The 26,615-nt window shown below is 69.7% G+C and carries 24 protein-coding genes and 4 pseudogenes; 11 read left to right on the forward strand and 17 right to left on the reverse strand.

The window, feature by feature from the left end:
* Window positions 1-6: 6 nt before the first annotated feature.
* Window positions 7-594: an NADPH-dependent FMN reductase gene (locus ACWCV9_RS29875; protein ID WP_450791183.1), complete on the reverse strand. Its 588-nt coding sequence runs from the start codon at window positions 592-594 to the stop codon at window positions 7-9.
* A gap of 88 nt (window positions 595-682) precedes the next feature.
* On the opposite strand from ACWCV9_RS29875, the gene ACWCV9_RS29880 reads away from it, so the two are divergent.
* Window positions 683-1,171 carry a MarR family winged helix-turn-helix transcriptional regulator gene (locus ACWCV9_RS29880; protein WP_450791184.1) on the forward strand — a complete coding sequence of 163 codons (489 nt, stop codon included), beginning with the start codon at window positions 683-685 and terminating at the stop codon, window positions 1,169-1,171.
* A 565-nt stretch (window positions 1,172-1,736) separates the two neighbouring features.
* On the opposite strand, the gene ACWCV9_RS29885 is transcribed toward ACWCV9_RS29880, so the two are convergent.
* The 6 genes from ACWCV9_RS29885 to ACWCV9_RS29910 form a co-directional block, all read right to left on the reverse strand.
* A complete protein-coding gene (locus ACWCV9_RS29885; protein WP_450791185.1) occupies window positions 1,737-3,095 on the reverse strand; it encodes a lanthionine synthetase C family protein in 1,359 nt (452 codons plus the stop codon).
* Complete coding sequence (locus ACWCV9_RS29890; RefSeq protein WP_450791187.1) at window positions 3,092-6,346, reverse strand: lantibiotic dehydratase; 3,255 nt, start codon at window positions 6,344-6,346, stop codon at window positions 3,092-3,094. Before ACWCV9_RS29890 ends, ACWCV9_RS29885 begins: the two co-directional genes overlap by 4 nt.
* 261 nt (window positions 6,347-6,607) lie before the next feature.
* Entirely contained in the window at window positions 6,608-6,760 is a 153-nt protein-coding gene (locus ACWCV9_RS29895; RefSeq protein ID WP_385847291.1) for an FDLD family class I lanthipeptide, read from the reverse strand.
* A 149-nt stretch (window positions 6,761-6,909) separates the two neighbouring features.
* Window positions 6,910-7,437 carry a DUF4396 domain-containing protein gene (locus ACWCV9_RS29900; protein ID WP_450791189.1) on the reverse strand — a complete coding sequence of 176 codons (528 nt, stop codon included), beginning with the start codon at window positions 7,435-7,437 and terminating at the stop codon, window positions 6,910-6,912.
* Between the two features lie 351 nt (window positions 7,438-7,788).
* The gene (locus tag ACWCV9_RS29905) at window positions 7,789-8,589 is read right to left on the reverse strand and encodes a phosphotransferase (protein ID WP_450791191.1); all 801 of its coding nucleotides are present in this window, start codon (window positions 8,587-8,589) and stop codon (window positions 7,789-7,791) included.
* 91 nt (window positions 8,590-8,680) lie between these two features.
* A complete protein-coding gene (locus tag ACWCV9_RS29910) occupies window positions 8,681-9,355 on the reverse strand; it encodes a formylglycine-generating enzyme family protein (RefSeq protein ID WP_450791193.1) in 675 nt (224 codons plus the stop codon).
* Between the two features lie 301 nt (window positions 9,356-9,656).
* Here ACWCV9_RS29910 and cpt point away from each other — a divergent pair, with 301 nt between their 5' ends.
* Window positions 9,657-10,187, forward strand: coding sequence for a chloramphenicol phosphotransferase CPT (cpt, locus tag ACWCV9_RS29915; RefSeq protein WP_450791195.1), 531 nt, complete (start codon window positions 9,657-9,659; stop codon window positions 10,185-10,187).
* Window positions 10,188-10,193: 6 nt separating this feature from the next.
* Here cpt and ACWCV9_RS29920 read toward each other — a convergent pair.
* The 3 genes and pseudogenes from ACWCV9_RS29920 to ACWCV9_RS29930 form a co-directional block, all read right to left on the reverse strand.
* Window positions 10,194-10,334, reverse strand: a pseudogene (locus ACWCV9_RS29920) (IS630 family transposase); the annotation flags it as partial.
* A 75-nt stretch (window positions 10,335-10,409) separates the two neighbouring features.
* Entirely contained in the window at window positions 10,410-10,538 is a 129-nt protein-coding gene (locus tag ACWCV9_RS29925; RefSeq protein ID WP_450791197.1) for a hypothetical protein, read from the reverse strand.
* Between the two features lie 73 nt (window positions 10,539-10,611).
* A complete protein-coding gene (locus ACWCV9_RS29930) occupies window positions 10,612-10,905 on the reverse strand; it encodes a DUF1330 domain-containing protein (protein ID WP_450791199.1) in 294 nt (97 codons plus the stop codon).
* 188 nt (window positions 10,906-11,093) lie between these two features.
* Here ACWCV9_RS29930 and ACWCV9_RS29935 point away from each other — a divergent pair, with 188 nt between their 5' ends.
* The 3 genes from ACWCV9_RS29935 to ACWCV9_RS29945 all read left to right on the forward strand — a co-directional run bounded on the left by ACWCV9_RS29935 (window position 11,094) and on the right by ACWCV9_RS29945 (window position 15,047).
* Window positions 11,094-11,996, forward strand: a complete 903-nt coding sequence (locus tag ACWCV9_RS29935) for a LysR family transcriptional regulator (RefSeq protein ID WP_450791200.1) — start codon at window positions 11,094-11,096, stop codon at window positions 11,994-11,996.
* Window positions 11,997-12,070: 74 nt separating this feature from the next.
* Complete coding sequence (locus ACWCV9_RS29940; RefSeq protein ID WP_450791201.1) at window positions 12,071-12,595, forward strand: HEAT repeat domain-containing protein; 525 nt, start codon at window positions 12,071-12,073, stop codon at window positions 12,593-12,595.
* A 205-nt stretch (window positions 12,596-12,800) separates the two neighbouring features.
* The gene (locus tag ACWCV9_RS29945) at window positions 12,801-15,047 is read left to right on the forward strand and encodes a pentapeptide repeat-containing protein (protein WP_450791203.1); all 2,247 of its coding nucleotides are present in this window, start codon (window positions 12,801-12,803) and stop codon (window positions 15,045-15,047) included.
* 70 nt (window positions 15,048-15,117) lie between these two features.
* Here the strand turns inward: ACWCV9_RS29945 and ACWCV9_RS29950 are convergent.
* A pseudogene (locus ACWCV9_RS29950) lies at window positions 15,118-15,614 on the reverse strand (barstar family protein); the annotation flags it as partial.
* Between the two features lie 245 nt (window positions 15,615-15,859).
* Here ACWCV9_RS29950 and ACWCV9_RS29955 point away from each other — a divergent pair.
* Both ACWCV9_RS29955 and ACWCV9_RS29960 read left to right on the forward strand, forming a co-directional pair.
* The gene (locus ACWCV9_RS29955) at window positions 15,860-16,345 is read left to right on the forward strand and encodes a pyridoxamine 5'-phosphate oxidase family protein (RefSeq protein ID WP_450791205.1); all 486 of its coding nucleotides are present in this window, start codon (window positions 15,860-15,862) and stop codon (window positions 16,343-16,345) included.
* A 475-nt stretch (window positions 16,346-16,820) separates the two neighbouring features.
* Complete coding sequence (locus ACWCV9_RS29960) at window positions 16,821-18,908, forward strand: discoidin domain-containing protein (RefSeq protein ID WP_450791393.1); 2,088 nt, start codon at window positions 16,821-16,823, stop codon at window positions 18,906-18,908.
* A gap of 702 nt (window positions 18,909-19,610) precedes the next feature.
* On the opposite strand, the gene ACWCV9_RS29965 is transcribed toward ACWCV9_RS29960, so the two are convergent.
* From ACWCV9_RS29965 to ACWCV9_RS29980, 4 genes and pseudogenes are all read right to left on the reverse strand, one after another.
* A complete protein-coding gene (locus tag ACWCV9_RS29965; RefSeq protein WP_450791207.1) occupies window positions 19,611-20,165 on the reverse strand; it encodes a hypothetical protein in 555 nt (184 codons plus the stop codon).
* A 278-nt stretch (window positions 20,166-20,443) separates the two neighbouring features.
* Window positions 20,444-21,274, reverse strand: a complete 831-nt coding sequence (locus ACWCV9_RS29970; RefSeq protein WP_450791209.1) for a nucleotidyltransferase domain-containing protein — start codon at window positions 21,272-21,274, stop codon at window positions 20,444-20,446.
* A gap of 130 nt (window positions 21,275-21,404) precedes the next feature.
* Window positions 21,405-21,652 (reverse strand): annotated as a pseudogene (locus ACWCV9_RS29975) (hypothetical protein); the annotation flags it as partial.
* Window positions 21,622-21,924, reverse strand: a complete 303-nt coding sequence (locus ACWCV9_RS29980) for an antibiotic biosynthesis monooxygenase (RefSeq protein WP_450791211.1) — start codon at window positions 21,922-21,924, stop codon at window positions 21,622-21,624. The gene ACWCV9_RS29980 and the pseudogene ACWCV9_RS29975, both read right to left, overlap by 31 nt.
* Before the next feature lie 137 nt (window positions 21,925-22,061).
* Here ACWCV9_RS29980 and ACWCV9_RS29985 point away from each other — a divergent pair.
* Window positions 22,062-22,199, forward strand: a pseudogene (locus tag ACWCV9_RS29985) (IS630 family transposase); the annotation flags it as partial.
* A 138-nt stretch (window positions 22,200-22,337) separates the two neighbouring features.
* Here ACWCV9_RS29985 and ACWCV9_RS29990 read toward each other — a convergent pair.
* Window positions 22,338-22,712 (reverse strand): nuclear transport factor 2 family protein, encoded by a 375-nt coding sequence (locus ACWCV9_RS29990; protein WP_450791212.1) that lies wholly within the window; start codon window positions 22,710-22,712, stop codon window positions 22,338-22,340.
* Window positions 22,713-22,793: 81 nt separating this feature from the next.
* A complete protein-coding gene (locus tag ACWCV9_RS29995; RefSeq protein ID WP_450791214.1) occupies window positions 22,794-23,027 on the reverse strand; it encodes a hypothetical protein in 234 nt (77 codons plus the stop codon).
* A gap of 984 nt (window positions 23,028-24,011) precedes the next feature.
* Here ACWCV9_RS29995 and ACWCV9_RS30000 point away from each other — a divergent pair.
* From ACWCV9_RS30000 to ACWCV9_RS30010, 3 genes are all read left to right on the forward strand, one after another.
* Window positions 24,012-25,052 carry a hypothetical protein gene (locus tag ACWCV9_RS30000; RefSeq protein WP_450791216.1) on the forward strand — a complete coding sequence of 347 codons (1,041 nt, stop codon included), beginning with the start codon at window positions 24,012-24,014 and terminating at the stop codon, window positions 25,050-25,052.
* 123 nt (window positions 25,053-25,175) lie between these two features.
* A complete protein-coding gene (locus tag ACWCV9_RS30005; RefSeq protein WP_450791217.1) occupies window positions 25,176-25,790 on the forward strand; it encodes a hypothetical protein in 615 nt (204 codons plus the stop codon).
* 143 nt (window positions 25,791-25,933) lie between these two features.
* Window positions 25,934-26,470, forward strand: a complete 537-nt coding sequence (locus ACWCV9_RS30010; protein WP_385846468.1) for a cysteine hydrolase family protein — start codon at window positions 25,934-25,936, stop codon at window positions 26,468-26,470.
* The last annotated feature ends 145 nt before the right edge of the window (window positions 26,471-26,615 follow it).

Below are 26,615 nucleotides of genomic sequence, written 5' to 3' on the forward strand. Positions count from 1 at the left end.
TGGGCCTCATGCAGCCGTGGTCGTCTGCGTCTTGGCCTGGCGCACCCCGCGCAGGGCGCCGGACCAGGCGATCACCTGGTCGAGCATGGCGTCCACGGCGGTGTCGAGACCCTCCTGGGGGACGAAGGTGCCGGTGTGGAACGAGGGGTGTGTCGAGATGGTGGGCTGGGCGCGGACCGTGGCCACCTGGAGTTCGGCGAGGACGAGCCGCAGCGCTTCGGCGGCCCGGGCCCCGGCGACCCAGCCGCCGTAGCTGATGATCCCGGCGGCCTTGTCGTTCCACTCCCGGTAGACGTAGTCCAGGGCGTTCTTCAGGGCTCCGGGGAAGGAGTGGTTGTACTCGGGGACGACGAAGACATAGCCGTCGAAGCTGTCGATCAGTGCGCCCCAGGCGCGGGTGTGGTCGTGCTGATACTGCTGGAAGTTCGGGTTGCCAGGCTCGTCGAGGTTGCCGAGGTCGTGGTCGGCGAGGTCGATGAGTTCGTAGTCGGCTCCACCGTGGGCACGGGCGGCCTCCAGTGCCCAGGCGGCGATCTGGTCGCCGCGGCGTCCGGGGCGGGTGCTTCCGAGGATGACTGCGATGCGAAGCGGCATAGACTTCCTTCCCAGAGAGTTGTCACGTCAACTCTAGGTCGGAGTGAGTTGAAGTGACAACTCTGCTGGTCGCGGTATCCTCGGCGACATGACGGAGATGCGGTCGCTGGAACCCGAGGAATGGGAGTTCTGGAATACCTGGATGCGCGCGCAGCGCCTGCTCACCAGGGAGCTGGAGCGCGGTCTGCAGCGTGACTGCGACATCTCGAAGGCCGAGTTCAGCGTGCTGGTGACGCTGTCGCAGGCCGCCGGCCGCGAGATGCGTGTCGGCGAGCTCTCCGCATCGCTCGACTGGGACAAGAGCCGCGTCTCACATCAGCTGACGCGCATGGAAAAACGCGGCTTCGTCAAGCGCACCCGATACGGGGCCGATGGTCGCCGCGCGGGTATCGGGCTGACCGCCGAGGGGCACCGCGCCGCCCAGAGTGCCATCCTCGTGCACGGCGGCAACATCCGCCGCCACTTCCTCGACTCCCTGACCCCCGAGCAGGCATCAGTCATCCGGGCATGGAGCGAGCAAGCAGTCGATCGCCTCGAGCCGCACCGCAGCGAGGCTGCCAGCGGCGGCGCGTCCTAGACCGCGCCCCACACCGCCCCTCATAGACGCCGCCGATACGGCCCTGGGCATTGTCAGACAAGCCCTAGCCGTGTCCCAGGTCCTCGGTGCTTGCGGCTGCACCACCAGATCGGGACACTCCGGCCATCTGGCGGGGGACCACACAGAGGCTCGGCCCTCCCGTTGTTGACGGGCCGGATCATCACCGAGACCCTGCGCCTGTATCCCCCGGGCTGGTTCCTCACTCGGACCGGCGCCCGCAAGTGCATCGGCGACCAGTACGGCATCACCGCAGCCACTCTCGCCCTGGCCACCATCACCGCCCGATGGCACCTTCGCCCCGCGCCCGGCACGCGCGTACGCCTTGTCGCGAGAATCAGCCTCACACCCCACGGCCTCAGCATGCTCGCGCCCCCCGCAGGCACTAGCGAGCAGGTCGGCGCTCCCGAACCCCGGGCGGGGCCAGGGGGGCGTCCTGCGGGAGCGTGCCGGTGCGGACGGCCGGCCGACCCGGGTCGAGAGCGGTCGGTGCGCGGTTCCTTGGGTGACCGGGCGTACGGCGGAGCCCGCGTGGTGAGGCCCAGGGTCAGGAGAGGAGCAGCACACGGTCCCAGACGGGTTCGTGCCGTTCGCTGCCCGGCCCGCCCGGGCCCGGCAGTACCGAGAGCAGTGCGGCGGCCACGCCCGCCGCGCCTTCCAGGATGCCGGGGTTGTCCTCGGCCGGTGGTCGGTCGTACTGCGGGCCGGTGGTGCCGCGGGGGCCGGTCAGGTGCCGGTAGCCGTAGTCGGTCTGCTCGTCCCAGGCTGCGGCGAGCCGGTCGGCCAGCCGGTCGCAGTGGTCGAGCAGCGTCCGGTCGGCGGCCTGCTGCCCGAGTCTCCACAGGCTCTGGAGGAAGCCCGCCTCGCCATGACAGACGGTGGGGCCCTTCAAACCGTCCAGGCTGTCCGGGCGGGCCAGTACCGCGTGGGTGCTCGCCAGCGCGAGCCGGCTCCAGGTCTCCTCGCCCGTCACCCGGGCCGCGCGCAGCAGGGCGCTTGCGATGCCCACCGTGCCGTAGCACCAGGCGGCCCCCGCGGCGCCGGTGCGGGGCGAGGAGGGCGGCGGGCGCTCGCCGCGGGCCCGGGCCAGTTCGTCGTCCAGCGGGAGCCGGCGCTCCCAGTACGGCCCGTAGACGTCGCGGTCGGCCCGCTCGGCCAGCCAGCCGCCGATCCGGCACAGCGCGGCCGGCTGTCCCTCGACCGCCACACCCAGCTCGGTACTGCGGGCGAGCAACGCCAGAGGGCCTGCGATGCCGTGGGCCGTCCCGAGGCTGAGGTCACCCCGTGGGAAGCGGGCCCGGTCCGCCTCGGTCGCCTGGCGGTGGCCGGGAACCCACCAGCCGGGCACCTCACGGCCGTCCACCCGCACCGGCCGGCTGACCGCGACGAGGTGCGCGAGGGTGGCGCGCAGCGCGGGCTCGGCCGCGGCCCGCTCCTCGGCGTCGCCGTCGGTGACCGCGCTGAGGAGGACCCGGCCGACGCCGGCGGTGCCGGTGATGGCGTCGTAGCCGGACCAGGACACTCCTGGTCCAGCGGGCTGGGCGGCGAGGCGGGCGAGTTGTTCGGCCGCGACGTGTGCGGTCAGGGTGTGGCGCAGGCCCGGATAGTGTCCGCCGGCCCGGGCAGCCGCCTGAACGGCCGTCAGCACCGCGGCCGGACCGTGATGCACACCGAACGAGGCCGTCTTGGCCAGGGCCCGGACCGCCGCCGCCAGCCGGCCGTGTACGGCGGGCAACCGGCCCGGATCGCGGCGCGCCATCTCGGCAAGGAGCAGGGCGACGCCGGAACCGCCCTCGAGCGCGACCGCGGGGCCGGTCGGGCGTGGCTCGTCGGTGAGGGCGGCAGCCACCCGGTCGACGACGGCCGCGATCCGCTCGGTGCTGCCGGGCACTGCTGCTGTGGTCATCGCTGGTGCCTCCTTCGGTCGGCGTTGCCGGTCACGCAGGCGCGGGCGAGGGCGTGGACGCGCAACTCGGCTTCCCGGTCGGGTCCGAGCAGCCGGTTGCAGGCCATGTGGAGCAGGCTCGCCAGCACTCCGGGCAGTGGCGACCAGTCGGCGCCGCGCGCGGCGAGCGCGTCCAGCTGCCGGCGGTAGGCGCGCAGATGTCCGGCCTGGTCGGCCAGGGCCTGCGCCAGTTGGTCGCCCAGTGGATGCCCGGCCAGAGCGGGCCAGCCGTCGGCCGGGTCGATCAGCCGCAGCCACTGTGTCCGGTGGGCCCGGAAGCCGGGGGGCGGCTGCTCGCCGGCGGCGCTGCCTGCCAGCCAGGCTGCGCCCGGCTCCTGGTAGCGGGTCGGTGTGTCCACCGCGGGGGGCGGGCCGAAGGCGTGCGCGATGGCGGCGAGCGACAGCGCGGCCAGCGTCTCCTTGCCCCACGGCACGTCACCGCCGGCGCCGTCGGCCTGCCGGGCGATCCGCAGCAAGGTGAGCGCGGTACGGCTGTCCGCGGCGAAGAAGCGCTCGACGGCTGCCTGGGCTTCGGGACCGCCGTAGCGCTCCCACTCGGGGTCGTAGCCGTCCAGCACGAATCGCCCGACGAGACCCTGGGACGTCCACTGCCGGACCGCGGAGTGCAGCGGCGGCAGCAGTTCGGGCCACAGGCCGTCGGCGGGGCCGTGGAAGCGCAGCCGGAGGTGGTCGTCGGGGTCCCGGTACCGGATGAAGAACCATCGGTCGAGCAACTCCCGGGCTGCTTCCGGGAGTTCGGCGAGGAACGGGGTGAGGTGGGTGGTCAGGAAGGAGTCCGTCTGCCGGCCGGCGAGGTAGAGCTTGGCGTACAGCCACTCGCCGCCGGGCTGGGCCAGCCGCGGCTGGGCCGGGTGCACCGCTGGGAGGCGGGGTGCGGCCGTCGGCAGCCGGACGGGGGGTACGGCGGGGGCGAGCGGTACGGCCGTCGGTTCCCGGACGAAGGCCAGCGCCAGTTCGCAGTGGTGCGGCCGCTCCTCGGCGTCCCGCAGCCAGCCGTCGGACCGTTCCTCCCCGCCGGGCAGCTCGACCGCGAGCAGATGGGGGTCCTTGGAGAGCGCGTCGCGCAGCAGCTCGCGGTGCCAGGACTCGGACAGATCGACCGGCAGCCGAAGGTCGGCGCGGGTCAGCACCAGCTGCTGCGGTGCCCGCCAGCGCTCCCGCCAGTGCCGTACGGCCTCGGCCCAGCGGGCCGGATCGAGCCCGGTGTGCTCGCGCAGCTCGTCCAGGCGCCAGGTGGCGGGTGCGAGCACCATCCGGCCGTACCGCACTCGGGGCCAGAACGGCGCGCTGCCGGCCGGTCCCCAGTCCCAGGGCGCATAGGGGCGGTGAGCGTGACGACCGACCTCGATCAGGAAGCGGGCGGCGTTCGGCGCCTGGCCGCGCAGGTCCATCGCGTGGTGGGCGTACGGCAGCAGCCGGCGCCCGGTCGGCAGGTGCACGAGATACAGGTGTTCGAGGGTGGCGGCCACACCGATCTCGTCCAGCCGTACGGCGGTCGCGGCGGGGTCTGGCGGCAGCCCGATGGTCACCTCGTGCTCCGCGGTGCGCGGGCTGTTGGCGACGTTGAGTGCCCGGGTGAGGCGCGGCTGGTAGGCGACAGCGAGGTGGATCGCGTCCGGCTGCTCGGGGAAGGCGAAGGCGGCCAGCTCCTCGTTGACCGAGCCGGCCAGTCCGGTGAACCGGCCGTAGGTGGCGCCGGCCTCCAGCGCACCCGGTCCGCCACCGCTGACCAGCAGGAAGTCGCCTTCGGCCAGTGCCTGTTCGTCGGCGGCGACCAGGGTGCAGAACAGCTCGCAGGAGCGCGGCAACAGGTCGCGGTCCGGCTCCCCGGGAGCCAGTCGCGCCACCAGGTCGTCGTCCAGCACCACCTCCCGGGCGCCGTCGCGTAGCGCCTCGGCGGCCAGTCGGCCCACCAGCAGCTCCCGCTCACGCGGCGGCCGCGGCGCGGGATCCTCGCTGCGGGACGAGGCCGGCCAGGTGTAGCCGGCCGGCGCGCCGAGGCCGACCGTGTCGTCCAGCACCTCCGGCACCGGGACGACCCGGTCGGGTCCGTAGCGCTCCAGGAAGTCGCGGTGGTAGCCGCGCAGCGGCGCCGGGCCGGGCGCGGACAGCCGCCACAGCACGCCGAGCCCGCGGGCCGCCTCCTCGGCGACCGTGTGCGGCAGCCGCACCTCGGCGGCCAGCGCCAGATCGACGTGGACCAGCCGGTCGGCGTCGGCCAGCTGACGCATCCTCTCCTCCAGCGCGGCCAGCACCGCGCCGCGCGCGCCCCAGGTGGCGGCGGCGTCGTAGCGGTCGCGGTCGGTGGCTATCGCGCGCAGGGCGGCCAGCAGCGGCAGCGGCCGGCCGACGGACCGCTCGGCGGCGGTCAGTACGTCGATCACACGGCTGAGCGGGTCGCCGCCGTCCAGTACCGGCCGCAGCCCGGTGATCAGGAACTCCTGGCGGACCAGCGTGGCCAGCAGGGCGGCAGCCGCACCGGGTGGGGCGGTGGGGTAGCGGCGCTGAAGCTCCGCGGCGGCCTGCTTGCCGGTTGTGCCGGCGGCGGCCAGTTCCAGCGCGGCGGCGACCACCGGCGTGAGCCGGACGGAGACCTCGCTGCGGGTGTTCTCGCCCGCCGCGGCACCGGGGTTGGAGGGCGCGGCCGTCACCAGCCGGCCGCCGCGCGGGATGGTCCCGGCATGGGCGTGCAGGCTCAGATGCGGGAGCAGGTCGCGGTCCTGCTCAAGCTGCTGGACCACGCGCAGCAGCCAGTCGAGGTCGACCCGGGTACGACTGCGGGCCGGCCCCAACCAGGACACCTTCGCCGCCGGGCCGTCGGCCGCGGTGGCGAAGCGGACCGGTGCGACGCCGGCGAAGCGCCCGAACGGGGTGCAACGCGAGCGCAGCCGGATCTCGTAGCGCAGCACGGAGACCACGGCACGGCGCAGTTGGGCATCGGTGCGACCGGCGAGAGCGGTGGGGTTGGTGCTCGCGGCCACGAGGCTCGCCAGGCTGGGACTGGCGACCCGGAGGGCGTCCATGAAGACGCCGTCGCCGGCCGCACTGCTCAGCAGTTGCTCGCAGGCCGCGCGGTCGGTGGCAGAGGCGGTGGCCCAGGCGGCGCGGTCCTCGTGGCTGCGGCTCGGGGCGCGCAGTAGAGCGACGGGGGCGGTCCGGAAGAGCGGTTGGGGGGCGGGCGGCAAAGGCATCAGCGGCAGTCCCTCGGTGACGGTCCCTCGGTGGCAGTCCCTCGGTGGCGATCGCGGGCGTGGTCGGCTGGTCGGGCGCGGTCGCGGCCGGACGCGCGGGGGTGGGAGTCGGGGTTGGGGGTCGACAGTCTTGGGGCCGCGGCCCGCGGGCGCTCAGCGGCCGGCTCCGTCTGGCATACGCCGTGGACGGAGCCGGCCTGCGACCTTCCCCCCTCAGCAGCCGCATTGTGTGGGGAAGGGGGATTCAGCAGGTGAGGCTGCTCAACAGCACCAGGTGGGGTAGCAGGAGGCGCAGGTGATGGAGGTGAACGCGGCCTCGGCCGCGTGGGTGTCGTCCAGCTCGATGCGGACGTCCAGGTCGAAGAGGTCATCGACCTCGGTGTCGGCGAGGACCGGAAGGGTGGCAGCGCTCATGTCGATCTCCTCGGAGTCGTTGTCGGAACGGTGAGCCGTGCGGCGGGAGGCTAGCCACGGCCCCCTGAGCGTCGCTTGACCCAAACGCGGCCGGGGCACTCCCTCGGTCCCAGGGAGTGCCCCGGCCGCGTTCGCCGGCGTGGTCGGTGTCAGTGATAGGCGTGGACGACGGCGTGGCCCTTGCCGCGGCCGATCACCCACTTGTTGACGGGAGTGGTGAGCAGGAAGGCGATGGCCAAGCCGCCCAGCAGCGAGGTCCAGAACAGGCTCTCGTCCAGGTGGGCGTCCATCGCCCCGGGGACCACCGCGATGATGCCGTTGTCGACCAGCTCCATCACCGCGATCGAGACGGTGTCCGCGGCCAGCGCTACCTTGATCGCGGTCTTGAGATCCAGGCGGGCGCGTCGTACGGCGAACAGCGTGAACGAGTAGCCGAAGACGAACGCCAGCAGGGTCGCGAGGACCATCGTCTGCACGTTGCCCCACATCAAGGCGGTGCCGATGGCCATGCCGAGGATCTCACCTACGGCACACCCGGTCAGGCAGTGCAGGGTCGCCTTCGCCGCCGTTCCCCACGAGGTGCCTGTGGGTCCGCCGTGATGGTCCTCGTGCCCGGCGTGGGCGTGGTGGGCTACGTGGTCGTGAGCGGCGCCGGCGTGGTGCGTGCTGTGGTCCATGACCTTCATCCCCAATCCCGTCGAGTGGGGTCCGTCCCGGCCCCCACACCACCTCAACCGTATACCCCCCTGGGGTATTCCTGCATCGCGGAACGCTTCGACGAGGCCGGCACGCCCAAGGTCGACCTCGGCCAGATCTGATGGATGCGACAAGGCCCAGCGGTGGCCTGGCGCCGGGGCTACGACGCTGCGGTGCCTGTTCTCATCAGCCAGTCCGGGGCTCGGCTCGGTCTTTGCCGCTGCCGCGGACGCAGGCGGGTCTCGTCCTTCCGGGATGCATTCCGGCGGGAGTGGTCATGTGCCGTGTCGGGATAGAACGGCGGCTTCTGCCTCCTCGGGCGTCCAGCCCGGTCAGTTCAGCAGGGCAGCCGTGAACGTCTTGCGGTGGTCCACCAGCCACGTCTGCATACGGTCCCACCGTTCCCATCCACCACGCTCGGTCAGCGCCTGAAGATAGACGGGGTCACCGTCCGCCACCCGGCGAGTGACAAAGGCCCGGCAAACCTCGGTGGCCTGCTCGATGACGCCGGGCAACTCCGCGCGGTCCCCCGCCGAGAGGCCATAGCTGTCGGCAAGGATCCGCAGCCGTGCGGGCGCATCCAGCCCGGAGGGGTAGTAAGCAGCTGCCGACCCGGGATCGAGCATGGGCACCCAGTAGCGTGCGGCCATGGCGATGTCCCAAAGGGGTCGGCCCGGGGCCGCCAAGTCGAAGTCGATCAGGGCAACGGCACGACCGTCACGGAAGACGACGTTCTCCGGGCACACGTCGTTGTGGCACAGCATCGTCCCCCCTTCCGGGTCAGCCAGGTCCGAGGACCACTCGGCTCGGGGGTCGACCGCCACGGCCGCGCTGGTCTCATGCAAGCGCCGCAGCAGGCTCCCCACCGATGCGAGAGCGCCCTTCGTCATCGCCCAGTCCGGGAACGGCGGCAGAGCCACATCGCCTGGGATGAAGGACAGCTGCTCACGGCCATCCGCAGTGAGACCGACAGGGGCCGGTGCCGCGTCGAAGCCGTGCTCCTTCAGCGCGAGGAGATAGGCATGAAGGGCGCGCGCGTTGCGCGGCGCCGGGCGCTCAACGAGCGCACCTTGGCGGAAGACCGCGCCCGCGTTCGCCATCCCGCCGACCAGCGCCTCGCCCTCAGCCCTCATGACGATCACACTATCGCCGGATCGACCCCCTGCGGGCCGATCCGCGAACCCGGTGCGACGCGGTCCCTCTTCTCGCTGCCCAAGTGGTCCCTCAGACCGTATCGGAAACAGGCCGAGGCACTGGTGTGGAACGCACGACGCGAAATCCCACGTCGTCGATCCGGAAGGTCGGGTGGCTGCGCCGCCGTACCGACGCCCGGCAGCTCCAGTGCTCGTCGGCCCATCCACCGCCACGGAGCACCCGGTAGGCCCCGTACACCTCGGCGTCGTAGACGTCCCAGCACCAGTCCCACACATTGCCCAGCATGTCGTACAGGCCCCATGCGTTGGGCTGCTTGCCGCCGACGGAGTGGATCCGCCCAGCGGAATTCCCCTGGTACCAGGCGACGTCGTCGAGCCGGCCGTACCGCGGGCCCGTGGTGCCCGCACGGCAGGCGTGCTCCCATTCGGCCTCGGTCGGCAAGCGGTACCCGTCCGCGGAGGTGTCCCACTCGGCCGTCTCGGCGTCGACGCACAGGTGATAGGCGGGCGTCAGCCCCTCATGCCGGGACAAGGCGTTACAGAACTGGACCGCGTCCCACCACGAAACGCCCTCGACCGGCAGCCGCTCACCCTGGGCGGTACTCGGCCGCCGGCCCGTGACGCGCGCGTACCAGGACTGCGTGACCGGGAACGCCGACATGTGAAACGGCGCGACCTCGACCGGCCAACTGCTCTGCGTCCGCCGGTCCGACAGCGTCACCCGTCCCGACGGGACCGCAACCATCTCGTTTCCTGCCCCCGTGTCCACAGCAGGCCACCCTACCGGCACCTGCCCACCGGCGACGCTGGGCATCAGGATCGAGGGCGGCGATAGCGGCTCAGGTGTGGAGGAGTACGGCCGGCAGCCGCCGCGTTGTCGCCTCGGTGTCCGCGGCCTGTCCCGGGCTACGGGTCAGCAAGTGGTGAGTCGTACCGACGAGCGCTAGTGCTCTGGCCGGGAACGTTCGCCGGGTTGTGGCAGGCAGCGCAGGGTTCACGGAAATCCGTTTCGAGCGTTGCCCTGGCGCCTCTACGGTGGCGTGGTGATGACTCAGGTGATCGTTGTCAACGGTGGTTCCAGCTCGGGGAAATCCGGAATCGTTCGGTGTCTGCAGGCAGTCCTGCCGGATCCGTGGCTGGCCCTCGGGACAGACACGCTGGTCGGGGCAATGCCGGCGTCCATGCAGGCCTCGGATGGCGGGATCGCGTTCGCTCCGGACGGAGAGGTGATCGTCGGTCCTGAGTTCCGGACGCTGGAAGCCGCATGGATCGCAGGAGTCGCCGCGATGGCCCGTGCAGGCGCCCGGGTCATCGTCGACGAGGTCTTCCTCGGCGGGGCGTACTCACAGCAGCGATGGCAGAAAGCCTTGGGCGAACTGCACGTGCTGTGGGTCGGCGTCAGGTGTGACGCGGAGGTGGCCGCAGGCCGTGAAGTCGCACGAGGCGATCGGACCATCGGGATGGCTGCATCCCAGGCGGAAGTGGTCCACCAGGGCGTGGCCTATGACCTGGAGGTGGACACCACACACGCAGAGGCGATGGAGTGCGCACGGACCATCGCCGGGCATGTCAAGTGATCGAGGGGCGATCACCGGCACGCGGTTTCCGCCGGCGGACGCCAGCAGCATCGTCGCCCGCCGGTAGCGCACCGAGCTGGTACGGCCCCGACGCACGATCGGCCCTTCCTGGTCGGTCAGTCGGCGCACCCGCACAGGCCCGGCCACCACACCCCCAGCGATCGGTACGAACATCACCGCCCATCCAACCGCTCCAACCACCAGCCCGGCGAACCTATGCGGTCAGAGCACGAGCGCGATGGCCGCGGGACGGGTCATCGCCAGGCCCACCACTGCGGGAGGCAGGAAGTCCAGCAGGCCCATGACGACCTCTTGAAGATTCTCCGCGACCGGCACGATCAAGACCGGCAAGAACGTCGTGAGTCGTCGTTCAGCACCGTGCGCGCATCAGGTGACGGATGCTCAGCGACGGCTGGGCCGCCGGTCATCCGACGCCTTCGACGATGCGGAAGTCGCGCTCGACGCCGTCGGGGAGGGCCACCAGCGCCTTCTGGTACGCCTCGCTGTCGTATGCCGCGACGGCCTGTTCAAGGCTGTCGAACTCGATCAGAACGGCGCGTTGCGTGATCCCGGCCTCGCGGGCGACGACCCGACCGCCACGGGACAGTAGACGCCCACCCCCAGCCTGGACAGCCAGACGAGCCAGCTTGTCGTAGGCAGTCAGACTCTCCGGGTCGGAAATGGCGGGGTAGACACTGACCCAGTAACCCTTAGCCATGGAAACCTCCTGTGTTCGGCCGTTCACGTCCGACTTCGAAGTGGCACTCGGATCGATCGATCCCGGCGACGGGTACTGCGCTCAGTGGAGTCGCCATATGCGCAGGTTAGGGCTTGATGTGCGCTCGAGGGAAAGACCGGTACGGGATAGGCTCAGAGCGGATCGTTATCAATCGGCAGGGAGGGTGCGTGGCGCCGGATACGGTGAGCTTGCGGTACTTCCTGGTGCTGGCGCAGGAGTTGAACTTCACCCGCGCGGCCGCACGGATCGGTATCGCACAGCCCGCCCTCAGCGCCCGGATACGCCGATTGGAGGCGGAACTCGGTACGGCCCTGCTGATCCGCAACACGCGCAGCGTCGTACTGACCACGGCCGGTGCGGCTTTGGCGGAGTCCGCGCCGCCCGCACTGGCGGCGCTGGACCGGGCATGGGACACCGCCCGGAGCGCGGCGGCCGGCGAACTGGGCACGCTGCGCATCGGATACAGCCTCAGCACCGGGGCCGAGACGACACCGGCCCTGGTGGACAGACTGCTGCGCGGCAACAGCGGACTCGAGGTCGGCGCGGTCCCGATGGCGACACCGGAGATCTCCCCCGCGGTCGCCGACGGCCGCATCGATGTCGGGATCACCCGCGGTGAACAGCCGGGCCGTGGCGTGCGCCGGTTCCTGCTGCGGCGTGCGCGCATCGGGGTCCAGATGGCCCAGGACCATCCGCTCGCCGAACACCCGGAGATCGAAATTGCCGACGCGGCCGCGTATCCGCTGCGCCTCCCGGACCGTACGGCCAACCCCGTGATTCACGATCAGCTGTCCGCACTGTTCCGAGACACCCGACCACACCCCCGATTCCACACGCCCGCAGTCTCTTTCGACATGTCCCAGCGCGACCTGCGCGACGGGGTCACCCTCGCCCCGGCCGGAGAAGCCGCAGCCACGGCACAACCGGCCGGGCTCACCTGGCGTCCGCTGCGGGGCGCGCCCAGCCTGACGATCCACCTGGTCCTCCCCCGCGAGCAGTCGCCGCTGCACCGCCGTATCCGTGCCGTCGCCAAAACCCTGGCGCACGAGCTGCACTGGCTGCCGGACTGACGTGCAAGAAGTCAAGCGAGACGGACGGCTGCGGTGGCGAGGCCGAAGACCCTGCACCGGCGGACTTCACGGTGATGACGACGACGGCGGTCTCGTTGCATGTCCGACACGACCTGGCTACGCCGCCCGATCACCATCCGATGATGGCCTCCTCAACCGCGCAGAACGGGAGCTATCTTGTCGTGCCAGCGATGATGAGTGAATTGGAAACGGCCATGGCCAAGGCATCGTCTCCGGCATGGACGCAACGTGTCCGTGCCGGGCGTGACCTTGCTTCCTACGTTGATGTTCCTGAGGCTGCGAAAGCTCTGGTGGAGCTGCTGCTGGACGTCGAGGACACGGCAGTGACCCGACGTACGGCAGAGGCCCTCGCACGGGTGGGGACGGTGGCCGCGGTAAGACTCATCGCTCTCGCCGTTGCCGAAGCTGACGACAACCACGCCGACTGGCTCCAGACCGGGGTGCATGATGCGCTCGTGGGACCGGAGGATGTGCCGGACGTCGCAGCGGCCTGCGGGAAGCTCGCCCAAGACCCGGAAGAGGCTGTCCGTCGGGGTGTCGCAGCCATCTCGGTGTGGACAGAGGGCACAAGGTGTTGACCTCGATCGGTGACCAGCAGCACGGCGGCGGCCCTGACCGCGTCCTCCGCCATCGAACGCCATCGAAGTCAGGAGTCGGGGAAGAAAGTACTCCTCCGGCAGGGCTTCGCTCCGGGCCTCCAGAACTCGGCAATCCTGTTCTCCGGAGACAGAAGTACAGCCACGGTCCTTGCAATCGCCCAGCTCGGCTTGATGTCTTCTCCTGGTGACCACCACCTCGCCGAGCCCGGAACCGCCGCCCTGGCCGCACTGCGCCATCGGGGTGAGCCCGGACGATCCCGTGGGTTGTCGTGGCCTCATCGTCGGCCCCTACGACGCCTGCCTGGCCCACCTGCCGGAAGCCTCCCGCGCAACGTACCTGGCCGGCCTGGCCCCCGACACTGAGATCAATCACTCCGGCACCACCTTCACCGGTGATCTGCTGCGTCGGCTGCTCCACGCGCTCCGGGACCCGGACAGCGGGCACCTACTGGTCCGCCACGCCCGTTTCGAAGCCGCTACGTTCTCCGAAGCAGCCGACTTCGGCGGAGTGGACTTCGTAGACGTCTGCTTCGACGGAGCGGTGTTCTGCGGCGATGCTGTCTTCCGCGGGGCTACGTTCGCGGGGATCGCCGAATTCAGGAGGGCGACGTTCACGGGGAGCGCCGGGTTCAGCAGGACGGCGTTCTCCCTTGCGGCGGACTTCGGCGGGGCGGAGTTCGCCCTTGACGCCCGCTTCGACAACGCGAGGTTTGCCGACGCCGCGTTCGTCGGAGCAGCCTTCCGCGGTGACGCCTGGTTCGGTACGGCGGCGTTCCTTCATGACGCCCATTTCGACCGTGCCACATTCGCCGAAGCCGACTTCCGCGGTGCGGTGTTCTCCGGAAACGCGGGATTCAGCAGGGTGGCGTTCTCCGGCAGGGCTCTCTTCGAGGGGGCGGTGTTCTCCGGCGGTACGAGTATGCGCGGGGCGGTGTTCTCCGGTGATGCCGGTTTCGGTGGAGCCCGGTTCGTCGGTGACGCCCGATTCGGCGCGGCGCAGTTCTCCCGAAGTGCCGACTTCCATGATGTGGCATTCGCCCGCGACGCCTGGTTCGGTGCGGTCGAGTTCGCCGGCGGCGCCCGCTTCAGCTCGGCGACATTCGCCGGAAGCGCCCGCTTCGACGCTACGACGTTCTCCGGTGAGGCCACCTTCCAGAAGACGGCGTTCTCCGGTGGCGCCCGCTTCATCCGGGCGGTGTTCTCCGACAACGCCGACTTCAGCGAGGCAGTGTTCTCCGGGGAGGCGGTCTTCCGCAGGGCGGCCTTCGCCGGCAGTGCCGCCTTCGGCGGGGCGACGTTCTCCACCGGCGCCTTCTTCAGCGGCGCGATCTTCGAGACCGTGTCCCAACTGGGCCCGATGGCCTGCGAGGGAGAGCTGGATCTCTCTGGCGCACGCTTCGGCAGCCCGGTGACCATCGAGGCGGCAGCGGCCTTCTTCGCATGCGTAAGGACCCGCTGGGACTCCACGGCCACGCTCCGTCTGCGCTACGCGGCAGTGGATCTCACGAACGCCGTCATCGAGTACCCGCTGAGCGTGAGCACCTGCCCGTCTGCCTTCGGTTACGACCGGCGAGCCGTGGACGAGTCCGCTCTGGCCGGCCTGGACCCGGTTGCCCGGATCACTTCGTTGAGCGGGGTGGACGCGGCGCACGTGGCGCTGACCGACGTGGACTTGTCCGGCTGCCGGCTCACTGGCACCTTCCACCTGGACCAGCTCCGCCTCGAAGGCCGCTGCACCTTCGCGGCGGCGCCCACCGGCCTGCACCGGAACGGCGCCCTCCCGACCCGCTGGACACAGCGTCGTACGCTCGCCGAAGAACACCACTGGCGCGCCGGCACCGGCTCGACCGGCTGGACACCCGCGCCGCGTGGGACGTCCCCCCAGCCGCCTGCCGCCCTCGCTCCCGTATACCGCCAGCTGCGCAAGTCCTTCGAGGACGCCAAGAACGAACCGGACGCAGCAGACTTCTACTACGGCGAGATGGAGATGCGCCGGCACGACGGCGACCGGCCTCCCTCCGAGCGTGCGCTGCTCACTCTGTACTGGGCCCTGTCCGGCTATGGTCTACGCGCTTCCCGGGCCCTTGTCTGGCTCCTGGGAGCCATGGCCGCGACCGTCCTGATCATGGTCCTGTGGGGCATCCCCAAGGATGGCCCGCAGGCCGTGACAACCGGGCACCTGGCCGGACAGCACATCTCACTCACCACGGACGACGCCACTCCCGTGAACCCTTCCGGTCCGCTGCGATCCCGACTGACGTCCGAGCGCTGGGAGAAGTCGCTGAGGGTCGTCGTGAACTCGGTCGTCTTCCGGTCCTCCGGCCAGAACCTCACGACGACCGGCACCTATACCGAGATGGCTTCTCGCCTGACGGAGCCCGCGTTGTTGGGTCTTGCGGTGCTTGCCGTTCGCGGACGAGTCAAGCGGTAGCGAGGGTCGGCGGAGGCTCGAGGCGGTGTCCGGGGCAGGTGCGCTGGCCGGGCGGCAGGGGGACCATGGCTCACGCCAGGGTGACGCGCATGCCACCCTCGGCCAGGAGATCGAGGACCACGCCGAACAGGTCGTAGGGCCGGCCATCCGGTGACAGGGCCTGGGACAACTACGCGCGTGCGATCGAGGCGTCCCGCCAGAGCAGAGTTGCCGGGGCGGTGTAGCCGAAGGTGCCACGCAGGCAGTCGTCGAGGGCGGCGAGGCAGCCGCCGAAGTAGCCGCCCGGCCCGTTCACCGCCTCGCCGAGCGCGCGAGGTAGAGGCCCGGTTCGTCGGTGACATGCCGACCATCGAGTTCGTAGGCATGACCGGCCGGCCGGTCACGGTGACTGCGCGGGCCGGGCCGTTCTCGGACGAGATCGTGCCAGGCCCAGCGGCGCCGGGTGTCAAGGGCCGCCCAGGCAGCGACCGTGTCCGGCGGCCCGGCGAGCCACCGCTCCCAAATGGACCGTGCGTGCTCGGGAACGGGCGTGACGAGCTCTCCATCAAGCTCCAGGTCGATCAGATCCTTCCTCGCGCCCAGCAGCACGTTCCGCCCCACCGGCCAGGCATGATGCGCCCTGCGGACGCGGGAAAGGAACGCCACGGCCGACCCGCCGAAGCTCGCTTCGAGTTGAGGAGCCCTCGCGTGCGGCACGATGACCGCGAACGCGTCGACGGAAAGTCGGCCGCAGATGTCGAGAACAGGGTGGCGCCTCCGTCCCAGGAACAGGGCGGCCACGAGCGGCCGTACGACAGTAGAGGACGACGATCATGGACCCCAAGCAGATCGCACAGGAACTTGCCGACGCTCACGAGCTGTTGAACCAAGCCTCGATGGCGCGGCTGGCATACAACGGACTCGACGGGCGGCCCCGTGTCATTCCGATCGGGATCTTCTGGACCGGTGACGAAATCGTCATGTCCACAGCGGCCACGGCGCCCAAGGTAAAAGCGCTGACCGCCCGCCCGGAGGTGGCCCTGACCATCGACGCCGGCGACAGCCCCGGCTCGGCCAGGACACTGTCGGTGCGCGGCATCGTGCACCTGACCATCGTCGACGGGGTGGTTCCGGAGTACCTCGCCGCCGCACGGAAGAACTTCGACGCCGAGTACGCGGCCGAGTTCGAGCGGAACTGCCGGGCCATGTACGACAAGATGGCTCGCATCGCGGTCGAGCCTCAGTGGGCGCGGTACTACGACTTCGGCGCCGGCCGGGTACCGCAGTTCCTCGCGGAACTCGCCAAGAAGCTGGGCTGACCACGACGCCCGGTGATCGTGCGGAGGCGCGGCTCAACGCCTCCGCCGCGTCCACTCCCCCACCCGGCTGGGGTCCGGGCTCCCCGGTCTCCCGGGGAATGCGCGTCGGGTGGGGGGTCCTGGGAACTCTCGGCCGTCGGCCGGAACCCTCGATGCCGCGGCCTTCGACGCGAGTCACGCACGGGTCACCGCCCCTCGCGCCGCTCTGCCCTGACGGGGCATCACGGAGGCGGGCACCTCGCACCCCTTCATCTTCTGAACGCAATCTGTGCCCTACGAGGCCCCGTTGAGCGCGCTCTGTTCAAAGTCTTGACGCGTACGCGTCGACGCCGCACCATCGGTCCGTCCGGAGAGCGCTCTCTCATTCGGCGACCAACCCGCAGGAGACGCCGTGAGTAGCAGACCCCCGCACCGCTCGCAACGCCGCTCAACGCGAAGGACGCCCCGCGCCCCTCTGTTCGCCCTCGTCACCGCACTGCTGACGACGTGCCTGCTGGCCCTGGTCCAGCCACCCGCCCAGGCCACGGGCACACTGCTGTCACAGGGAAAGCCCGCGACCGCGTCGTCCACCGAGAACGACAGCACACCCGCGTCCGCCGCTGTCGACGGCGACACCTCGACCCGCTGGTCCAGCGCCGCGTCCGACCCGCAATGGCTCCAGGTCGACCTCGGCTCCCACGTCACCGTCAGCCAGGTGGTCCTCAACTGGGAAGCCGCCTACGCCAGGGCGTACAAGATCCAGACCTCGGCCGATGGCACCACGTGGACGGACATCTACTCCACGACCACGGCCACCGGCGGCAGCCAGACGCTGACCGTCAACGGCACCGGCCGCTATGTGCGCCTCTACGGCACCACCCGCGCCACCCAGTACGGCTACTCGCTGTGGGAGTTCCAGGTCTACGGCACCGCGGGCAGCGGCGGCACCGGCTGCTCGACCACGAACGCCGCACTGAACAAGCCGACCACCGCCTCCTCCACCGAGAACGCCGGCACCCCGGCATCGGCCGCAGTGGACGGGAACAACGGGACCCGCTGGTCCAGCGCCGCGTCCGACCCGCAGTGGCTCCAGATCGACCTCGGCACGCAGCAGAGCATCTGCGGTGTTCAGCTCAGCTGGGAGGCGGCGTACGGGAAGGCGTACCAGATCCAGGTCTCGGACGACGGCACCACCTGGACCACCGTCTACCAGACGTCAACCGGCGCGGGCGCGACCGAACTCCTCACCCTGACCGGCTCCGGCCGCTACGTGCGCATGTACGGGACCACTCGCGCCACGCAGTACGGCTACTCGCTGTGGGAGTTCCAGGTCTTCACCACCGGGACGACTCCGCCGGACGGCGGCAACGCGGTGCTGCTCTCCTACAAGAAGCCCGCCACCGCTTCCAGCCAGCAGGACGACGCCCAGTGCGGCGGCTGCACCCCGGACAAGGCCGTCGACCACGACCCGGCGACCCGCTGGGCCACCGCGGCGGGCAGCGGCTGGAGCGACCCCCAGTGGATCACCGTCGACCTCGGCGCGACCGCCCACGTCACCCAGGTCGTCCTCCAGTGGGACCCGGCCTACGCCAGCGCGTTCGAGATCCAGGTGTCGCCCGACAACGCCAACTGGACCGACATCTACTCGACCACCACCGGCAAGGGTTTCAAGCAGACCCTGGACGTGAACGGCACCGGACGGTACGTGCGGATGTACGGCACGGCGCGCGGCACCGCATACGGATACTCCCTGTGGACCTTCGACGTCTTCGGCACCGGAGGCGCCCCGACCGCCCCGCCGGCCGACCCTCCGAACCCTGGCAACCCTGAACACATCGTGTTCCAGGACGAGTTCAACACCGCGGCAGGCACCACCCCGGACACCGCCAAGTGGACGCAGGACACCGGCCCCGGCGTCAACGGCGAGCTTGAGTACTACACGAACGGCAGGAACACCACGATGGACGGCGCGGGCAACCTCGTCATCGAGGCCCGCAAGGAGGCGACGCCGGGCTCCAGTTGCCCCACGGACCCGCTGACCGGCTCCACCACCTGCCAGTACGCCTCCGGCCGCATCAACACCTCCGACCACTTCAACTTCACGTACGGACACGTCGAGTCCCGGATCAAGGTGACCGGCACCCAGGGCCTGTGGCCCGCGTTCTGGCTTCTCGGCTCCAACTTCAAGACCGGCACTCCGTGGCCCGCCTGCGGCGAGATCGACATCATGGAGCACATCGGCAAGGTCCCCGACACCGTCTACTCGACGATCCATGCCCCCGCGTACAACGGTGCGGGCGGCTACGGCGCGCCGTACCAGGTCGCGGGCAGCGACTTCTCGTCCGGGTTCCACACCTACGCCCTGGACTGGGACTCCAGCCATATGACCTTCACGGTCGACGGCAACGCCTTCTTCACCGTCGCCCGCTCCACCCTGGAGACCACGAAGGGGCCGTGGGTCTACGACCACCCCTTCTACATCATCCTCAACAACGCGGTGGGCGGCGACTGGCCGGGCGCGCCCGACGCCTCGACCGTCTTCCCGCAGAAGATGCTGGTCGACTACGTGCGCGTCTGGCAGTAGCCACCTGCACCTCGGTTCGGCGGGACCCCTCGGATGTCCCGCCGAACTACGTTGCGTCCGTGGACGGCTCGCACATCCGGGTGAGAGCGTACCTATTCCACGGCACGGTCACCCTCACCGCTATCCGGCTATGGGTGCGCCGGTGGCCCGCCGGACAGTCCCTAGCCGGGCAATACGGACTTCACCGACCGGAAGGTGACACCATCCGGCTCCGGGAGGCTGTTACGGCAGGGTCGCGCTTACTGTGCCCCCGGTTGCGGTGTTGATGTACTTGTAGTTGAGCCCGATTTCGTCCTGTGCGTGTGCGGCGGTGGCGGATGGGAGGGCCAGGGCGCAGGCGCTCGGGATGGCGAGCAGCGCAGAGCACGGACGCATGGTGGGTCCCCTTCGGCGGACAGGTGTGGGTGGGTTGCCCCCATGATGCTGGCATCCGAACGGTGAATACGCCGATGGGGCTGTCCCTGGGAGCAATCCACTCGCGGGTGTGAATCAACGGGCGTCTAGCGGTCGTTGCCATGGCAGAGGGAATCTGATCTGACAAACGAGGCCGGAGAATCAGGCAGGCCCCCTCGTCGCCAACCGTCCAGGCATCGCAGCCTGGCATACGGCACCGGACCCACCGCACATGCCTTGGGTCATGTCCGTAAGGTGCTGTGGCCGTTGGACTGTGGGGCAGGCACACTCGATGAACTCACTGACCCGTCACAGGGACACGCGCGAGGCGTCCTGACGGCCGTAGCGTGCTCTGTGCCATGCCACTTGCTCCGCAGTCAGTGGTGAAGAGATCTTGTGAACGTCACCGATAAGGTCGTTGCCACGCCGCCGAAGCCGTCCCCACTCGCGTTGCCGGAAGGCCATGACGGACGTATGGGAAGCCGGGTTCCAGTGCAGGGTGAAGGCGGGGGCGTTGGCGTCCGGGACGTCCTCCAGACGCACACCTCGGTTCGACAACAGCCGTTGCAGTTTGTCGAAGCGGAGGTGACGGTCAAAGCGGCCGTACCGCTCGCGAATCACCTTGTTGACGATGCTGCTGCCCCCGAGCGAAAGCCGGTGCACCTGCAAGGTGAAGTGGTGCCCCTCCCACGGGTGGTCGGGCGATTCCCGGCTCCAGAAGAACTCGGCCAATCCGTAGTCGCGCCACATGCTGTAGTCGTCAAGGGAGTTCTCGGCGAAGTCGGAACCCAGGATCGCGCTGACCTTGTCGGGACTGTCCGTCGGCTTGGCGCCGAGGACTGTTCCAGATGTGATCACGTCCACGTAGAACGCGAGGGAGTGCGGAGTCAGTTGCTTTCTCCTTGACTGGGGCGAGGCGGCCGGGAGCGGCCGTCTCAGCCTGGGTGGCAGGGGCATCGCGAAGGCCCAGCGGACAGACCCCTGGTCGGGGCCTCGCCCGCACGGGTTCGGGAACAACGGACAGTAGACGACTCCATCACCAAGGGCGCACTTTTAGAGGTGATCTCAGTTGGCGTTGTGCGGCGACCGGGGCCGCCAGGCTGGGGCTACCGGATGAGTCCGGTAGCCCCAGCGGGATGTGGTCAGCGAGGGTCGTTCAGGCGGCTGCTGATGTGTTCGTGGAGTTCGTGCGGCAGGTGAATGGCCCAGCGGTCAGCGGCCTCGGAGGCGAGGTCGCGGCTCCAGCGCCAGCTGTTGCGTGCCGCCGTGCGCACGTCCTGGTCGCGGGCGACAGCTGTGGTGGCGACGTAGCGATGACGGTCGGTGTCGGGCAGGTCCTGTTCGAGCGCGCGGCTGGGGGTGAGCCAGTGGGCTGTGCTGTTGCGCAAGAGGCGGCAGAGCTGCAGTTGCTGGGGTGCGATGACGGTGTGCAGCAGGGCGTGGGCGCGGGCGATCTCGCCGCGGGCCAGTACATGGGCGAGCATGAGGGTCCAGTTGGTCAGCTCGTCGGTGAGCTGCTGGGCGGTGGTCACCGGCTCGGGCGGCTGGAAGGTGGCCAGCTGCCGGGCGGCCTGGGTGAGCCGGCCACGGCGGTCGAGCAGGACGGCGTCGTCGGGGCGGGGCAGGTGCACCATGCCTCGCCAGGTGGGCACCTCGTCGATGCCGGGACCGGCGGGGGTGAGATGGAACTCGCCGCGCATCAGGTCGTCGAAGACGACGGAGAGGATGCCGTACATGTTGGTGTAGGAGAGCTGGAGCGGTGCGAGCTGTGCCAGGAAGGCGGGGCCGTCGAAGTCGGCGAGGCGGTCGTCCTGGATGTAGAGGTATGCCTCGATGTCGGAATGGGCGTCGGCCTCGCCCAGGGTCCACGAGCCGTAGAGCAGCACGCCCTCCAGCCGGGTGTCGGCGTGGGCGAGCTGTCGCAGGCGTGCGATGCGGGCGTCCAGGGCGGAACAGGCAGAGTGAACGGACATGGTGTGGTCGTGTCTCCCGAGGTGAGCGTGCGGGCACGCTGACGGAGCCCGGCACTTGCCGGCGAATGTCTGGGGACCGTCGCGGCCCGCTCAGGAGAAGTTGCCCATGATCGAGATCATAGGGGACGGCTCAGCTGCCAGGCCGGCGGAAGCAGATCAGGATGGCCGCGATACCGGCGAAGGCCAGAAAATGCTCGGCCTTACGCTCGTAGCGGGGGTGCAGTCGACGGCACCCAGACAGCCACGCCACCGAGGTATGCCCAGTGCCAGGGGTTCAAGCCCCTGACCGTCGTGCGTGTTCGCGGCGGAGACACCGATCGAGAGGGGCAGTCCGGTCCGCTCGGAGATCAAATGCCACCGGGTTCTGCGAGAAGGTCGTCCACCACATGACATCGAATGGTGGGGAGGTGCTCAGCGATCGCCTCACTCATCATGGCTTCCCCTTCCGGGTCCACATCTGGGCACCCCTCGCGAGTGGCGGCATCCGGCCACCGCGCGTACGCCACCCAGGTGCCGTCATCGGCCTGATGCAGACGTGATCCGTAGCTGCCGCAGTGCTTGTGCATCGCACGTGTCACGCGGTGCCAACCAGCTGCGAACTGCTGCTCCTTGCCTTCGTGCAACCGCCATCGGTAGATCACCGCAAACATGACGCGACCTCCCCCACACTCCAGACCGGAACTGTACATGTCAGCCTATTGGGTTGGGGGGCAGTCTATGACGATCGCAACAAGGCCACCGCCGCAGCTGGCGGATCCGGCTCTGGACATGATCGGCCGGACAAGTCCTAGCCGCCTACCTGCGGAAAGTACACGGCCGTGCCATCCACATCGGCCGTGAAGCCTTACGGTGCCTGCTCCTGCGCCGCAGCATCACCTTCCAGCGCACCAAGACCTGGAAGGAGTCGCGCGACCCTGATCGCGACCACTCACGGCGTCACCTCATCGTGGACAACCCATCCGCCCACACCGGCGCGGACATGCTCCGCTGGAGCGGACGCCCCCTGAACACCGCAGTGCGACCAGCCGCGAACCGCACCCCCCTAGCGCCGAAGGGGGCCCGTTCAGGTGGACGGTTCGATCTCCCCGGCAAAGACGATGACCTGGTCGATGAGGCTCCGCCGCAGATGGACGACGTCCGTTCCCGCCAGGCGGGGACCTCCGTTCGGCGTGGTGAAGACCCATTGATACCGGGCCCACTCGTCAGGCATGTCCACCGCCGAGCAGCGCACCATCGTGCCGGTCCCCGCCGGGTGGCGCCGGATGTCCAGCACGAACCGCTCGACCGCCGCGATTCCTTCGCTGCGGCCCAACGGCCCCCAGAAGACCACGTCCGAGGTCAGAGCCTGGGAGAGCAGAGCAGTCACGTAGCTGTCGTCCGAGGCGTTGAACGCGGAGATGAATGTGTCGATCGCGGAGCGTGCAATCTCTTCCTGCATGCCCCAGTAATACCAGCCGTTTCGCCTGCACTCGTCCCGCGAGCCGGTTTCCGATCACGGTGGACCATCCCGGTCACGGCACTAGCGGTGCAGGACGGTCCTGCCGTCGATGCCCCAGAGGCTGGGTGGAACCGCGCCGCACCTGACGACTTCGGTGTGTGTCCGGGCGTTGGTCCGGTTCCAGCCGACCCGGCGCTGGTGCTGCTTGTGGGCCGCGTAGAAGGTGAGGCCGGCCTCCGGGCGCTGGCCCTCGTCGAAGAGGTACGGCTCACCGTCGACGGGAGTGATCACGATCTGCGAGATGGGCCCGGTCACGGTGATGGCACCGTGACCGTCGACGGCCAGGCAGTCGACGTCGAACTCCGCCCGGACGGTGCCGCTTCTACTGGCGTCTGCTGGACGCCTTGGCCTCGGTCACTGCACGTCGCCGTCCCTGTCCGCCAAGGCGGGGGGCTCCTGCCAGGTCAGCGTCTCAAGCGGGGACCGCAGGCAGTTCGCCGGACCGGACAGCGGCCGCATCACGGCAGACGCCTCGTCGCTGAAAAGGGCCAAGGGCTTGTCCGGGCTTCGGACGGTCACGGATGCTGCCGTACTCGATGACTTCCTCGTGCTGGTCATCTCTTCCCCCTGTGTCGTTGCAGGTCATGCTCGGTCGAAGGCCGGCACACGGACCGGCTGCGAAAGGGTATCCGGATCGGGATGCGAGGCTCGACGCGATTTCCCCGGGCCCCTCCCAGGGGCTTCCTCCACTCCCGGCCGGCGACCAGAGGGAGTTCAGAGGGCGTCGAAGCGGACTCGGCCGGGCCACGGTCAGCTCGCTCCTCTCGCTGGGGTGACCAGGACGAGAGGAAGCTCGCGGGTCGTCGCGGTGCGGTGGGTCGCATACGAGGGCACGGCGGCCGCCACCGCCGGCCGGCCTGCGCGTGGACGCGGGAGCACTGGGACGAGCTCATCGACGCCGGTAGGCAAGCCTTTCGGGGGGTGATCAATGATCTGTCTCCCCAGCAGCGGCCCCTGCCCCGAGGGTACGGAGGCCTGGGCAGCGCGTCCTGCCGGACGAACGCTCACCGTCCCTACCTCGCACGGTTGATGCGGGATGAACCCTGAGGTGGATGTGACCAGCGCGGGTGAGGGGCAGCCTTGGGGCCTCGGCAATCCGGAGATCTGGGGGTCACAGTGGCTGTTCCTGCACACTCGGAGGTAAGCGAGGTGTCCAGGCCGCCGGCCGCAGGCTGGGAACCGAAGTTATGGTGGCGGCGGTGGCCCAAGTGGGTACCGACGGCCGCTGCTGTGTGGGGCGTGTCGTACGCCGCTGTCGAGGTCACCTGGGCGGCGGGGGACATCACCGTTCCATGGAAGGCACACGCCTCCTATGCGCCGGCGGTCCAGCTTTTCCTGGCGGTCCTTGCACTCCTGGCCGGCGGCGCCTGCCTGGCCAGCACCCGAAATCTCGCCAGGCCTGGCCGGGTTGTGGTGGCGACGGCGCTGATCACGGCGCTCACCGTGTTCGTGGTGGGGACGAATGGACTGCCGATCTACTTCGTCTCCATTGCGACGCTCTCGGGGATCGAGAGCGCCACCGGTTTGGCTCAGGTGCTGTTGAACACGGTCGGAGCCGCGCTTCTGCTCCTCGTCGGCTTGTCATACCGCCGACGGCTGCGTGGGGACTGCCCGCGATGCGGGCGGCCGCACGCCGGCGCCAGCGACGGCCCGCTTGCCCACCCAGTTGCATCCCGAGCCCCGAGGCGGACCCGCCTCGCGGTGTACCTGCTCATGTGCGGTCTTCTGCCGTGGGCGGGAGCCAAGAGCATCTGGACCCTGGGCGGCAACGCACTCGGCGTCTCGGGCGATGACTGGCAGAAGACGACGAGCGCCAGCGCGTCGGGGCCGTCAAAGGCGGCCGCTTCGGTGGGGATCGACGTGACCGTGCTGGCCGCGACGGTCGGGATCTTCCTGTTGCTGGGGCTGCTGTACACGTGGGGGCAGGTGTTCCCCCGCTGGACGCTGTTGCTGTCCGGACGACGGGTCCCCCGCTTGCTGCCCTTGATTCCGGCATGGCTGACAGGTGTCCCGCTGGCAATGTACGGGGCGGTCCTGATCATCATGGCCCCGCTCATCGCCGTCGGCGTGCTGCCCGGGATCAAACCGTCTCCCCCGTTCACCAGCAGCTCGGGGATCACCTGGATGGTCGAGTTCGGCGGCCTGGCGTTCGCCGGTCTGGGGATGGGCCTCATCGTGGCCGCTCGATCCTACGCTGCCCGCACCCGCCCTCTCTGTGCCAGCGCCGTGGCCACGCAACGGCCCGAACAGGCGGGGACCGAGAACACCCACATGATGTGACGCCGTGGCCCGGATGGCTGTTCGGGAACCACCCCGCACCAGCGGGGATGGGCCCCGGACGGATCCGGAGCCACCGCGTGATGCGGCTTGAAGCAGCGGTCGGTCGTCCACAACGCTGTCACCATGCGTTCCCCGAGCTTCACCGCGCCGACGACCGATTCCGAACCTCCCGCCGTCGACGCCTTCCTCTCGGCCGTCGACCATGCGATGAACAGCAACACCTTGCTCCTCACGGCGGAGAGCGACGTACCTCTCTCAGCCGGGAATCGCCAGGACGTCCTGCACGCGTTCCTGCGCAGCGCGCTCTTCACGCAGCTGATGCGTGCCGCAGACGTGCGCCGCACCTGGTACAACCTGTCGGACGAGTACGACACCGATGCCTTCGCGCTCCCGCTCCTGCGCGAGGGCTTCCGCGCCACGGTCAGCCCACTGGACCATGCAGGCTTCCTGGCACGGCTGCGCTGGATGCTCTGCGAGGCGTTCAGCCCGTACGGCCACCACTACCCGGCGGCGGATGCCGAGCGGCTGGTGCGGGGCTTCCTCCGCGAACTGCTCGGCGCAGACGGTCCGGCGTGGTCCTTCGCCGCTGTCAGCCCCGATTTCATGCGTTCCACCGGCTACTACAGCGGTGAGGAGCCGCAGCTCCCGGTGTACTTCGATGGCAGCGGTTCCGACACCGCCACGCTCGTCCACCGGGACCACACCTTCCACCTGCTGCTGACGAACGGCTCGCCCTGAGGGGCGCGGCCGGCACGACTGCTTCAGCGAGCCTCACGAGTCGCTGTTGCACATATGTGCCGAAGAGGGTGTTTACTCCGACCTGTGATCCGGAACGGCGACAGTGATCACCCGCCTCACCCCCTGGACGGAGTTCTGACACCGTGAGCAAGGTCGCTCTCATCATCATCGACATGATCAACACGTACGACCACGAGGACGCGGAACTGCTGCTGCCGTCGGCCGAGTCGGTCGTACCGGTCGTAGCCGACCTTGCCGAGCGCGCTCGGCGCCGTGCCGTACCGGTCGTCTACGTCAACGACAACTTCGGTGAATGGCGATCCCACCACGGTGAGCTGCTCAACCGTGCTCTCGCGGGGCCTCATGCCGATCTCGTGGAGCCTCTGCGGCCCGATGAGGAGTCGCTGTTCGTTCTCAAGACCCGGCACTCGATCTTCTTCGACACCCCGCTTCAGTACCTGCTGCAACAGCAGGGCATCGAGCAGTTGGTGCTCTGCGGCCAGGTCACCGAGCAGTGCGTGCTCTATTCGGCTCTGGACGCCCACATCCGTCATTTCCAGGTGACCGTACCCGAGGACGCTGTTGCGCACATCCACGAAGATCTCGCTCGGGCGGCACTGCGGATGATGGAGCGGAACATGGGCGCGCGCGTGTGCACAAGCCACGACCTGTGGAAGTGACAGCCCCTGCGGTGCGGGCCGATACGGAGCCGGTGTGCGGGCTTCCGGTGGGGGTAGTACGGCCCGGCGTCGCCGCTGACGGCTGCGGACTGCTCGTTCCGGGGCATGCGTAGATCACTGATCTTCACTCGCTGCCCAGGAGGAA

It is taken from the genome of Streptomyces sp. NPDC001606 (assembly GCF_053596835.1).

Bases quoted from the DNA above. Each gene is read 5' to 3' on its own strand.
- ACWCV9_RS29970 (WP_450791209.1), bottom strand. From the start codon at position 21,274: ATGTCCGTTCACTCTGCCTGTTCCGCCCTGGACGCCCGCATCGCACGC.
- ACWCV9_RS29885 (WP_450791185.1), bottom strand. From the start codon at position 3,095: ATGACCACAGCAGCAGTGCCCGGCAGCACCGAGCGGATCGCGGCCGTC.
- ACWCV9_RS29890 (WP_450791187.1), bottom strand. From the start codon at position 6,346: ATGCCTTTGCCGCCCGCCCCCCAACCGCTCTTCCGGACCGCCCCCGTC.
- ACWCV9_RS29990 (WP_450791212.1), bottom strand. From the start codon at position 22,712: ATGCAGGAAGAGATTGCACGCTCCGCGATCGACACATTCATCTCCGCG.
- ACWCV9_RS29980 (WP_450791211.1), bottom strand. From the start codon at position 21,924: ATGTTTGCGGTGATCTACCGATGGCGGTTGCACGAAGGCAAGGAGCAG.
- ACWCV9_RS29940 (WP_450791201.1), top strand. From the start codon at position 12,071: ATGACGACGACGGCGGTCTCGTTGCATGTCCGACACGACCTGGCTACG.
- ACWCV9_RS29955 (WP_450791205.1), top strand. From the start codon at position 15,860: ATGGACCCCAAGCAGATCGCACAGGAACTTGCCGACGCTCACGAGCTG.
- ACWCV9_RS29910 (WP_450791193.1), bottom strand. From the start codon at position 9,355: ATGGTTGCGGTCCCGTCGGGACGGGTGACGCTGTCGGACCGGCGGACG.
- ACWCV9_RS29900 (WP_450791189.1), bottom strand. From the start codon at position 7,437: ATGGACCACAGCACGCACCACGCCGGCGCCGCTCACGACCACGTAGCC.
- ACWCV9_RS29905 (WP_450791191.1), bottom strand. From the start codon at position 8,589: ATGAGGGCTGAGGGCGAGGCGCTGGTCGGCGGGATGGCGAACGCGGGC.
- ACWCV9_RS29875 (WP_450791183.1), bottom strand. From the start codon at position 594: ATGCCGCTTCGCATCGCAGTCATCCTCGGAAGCACCCGCCCCGGACGC.
- ACWCV9_RS29895 (WP_385847291.1), bottom strand. From the start codon at position 6,760: ATGAGCGCTGCCACCCTTCCGGTCCTCGCCGACACCGAGGTCGATGAC.
- cpt (WP_450791195.1), top strand. From the start codon at position 9,657: ATGACTCAGGTGATCGTTGTCAACGGTGGTTCCAGCTCGGGGAAATCC.
- ACWCV9_RS29880 (WP_450791184.1), top strand. From the start codon at position 683: ATGACGGAGATGCGGTCGCTGGAACCCGAGGAATGGGAGTTCTGGAAT.
- ACWCV9_RS29930 (WP_450791199.1), bottom strand. From the start codon at position 10,905: ATGGCTAAGGGTTACTGGGTCAGTGTCTACCCCGCCATTTCCGACCCG.
- ACWCV9_RS30005 (WP_450791217.1), top strand. From the start codon at position 25,176: ATGCGTTCCCCGAGCTTCACCGCGCCGACGACCGATTCCGAACCTCCC.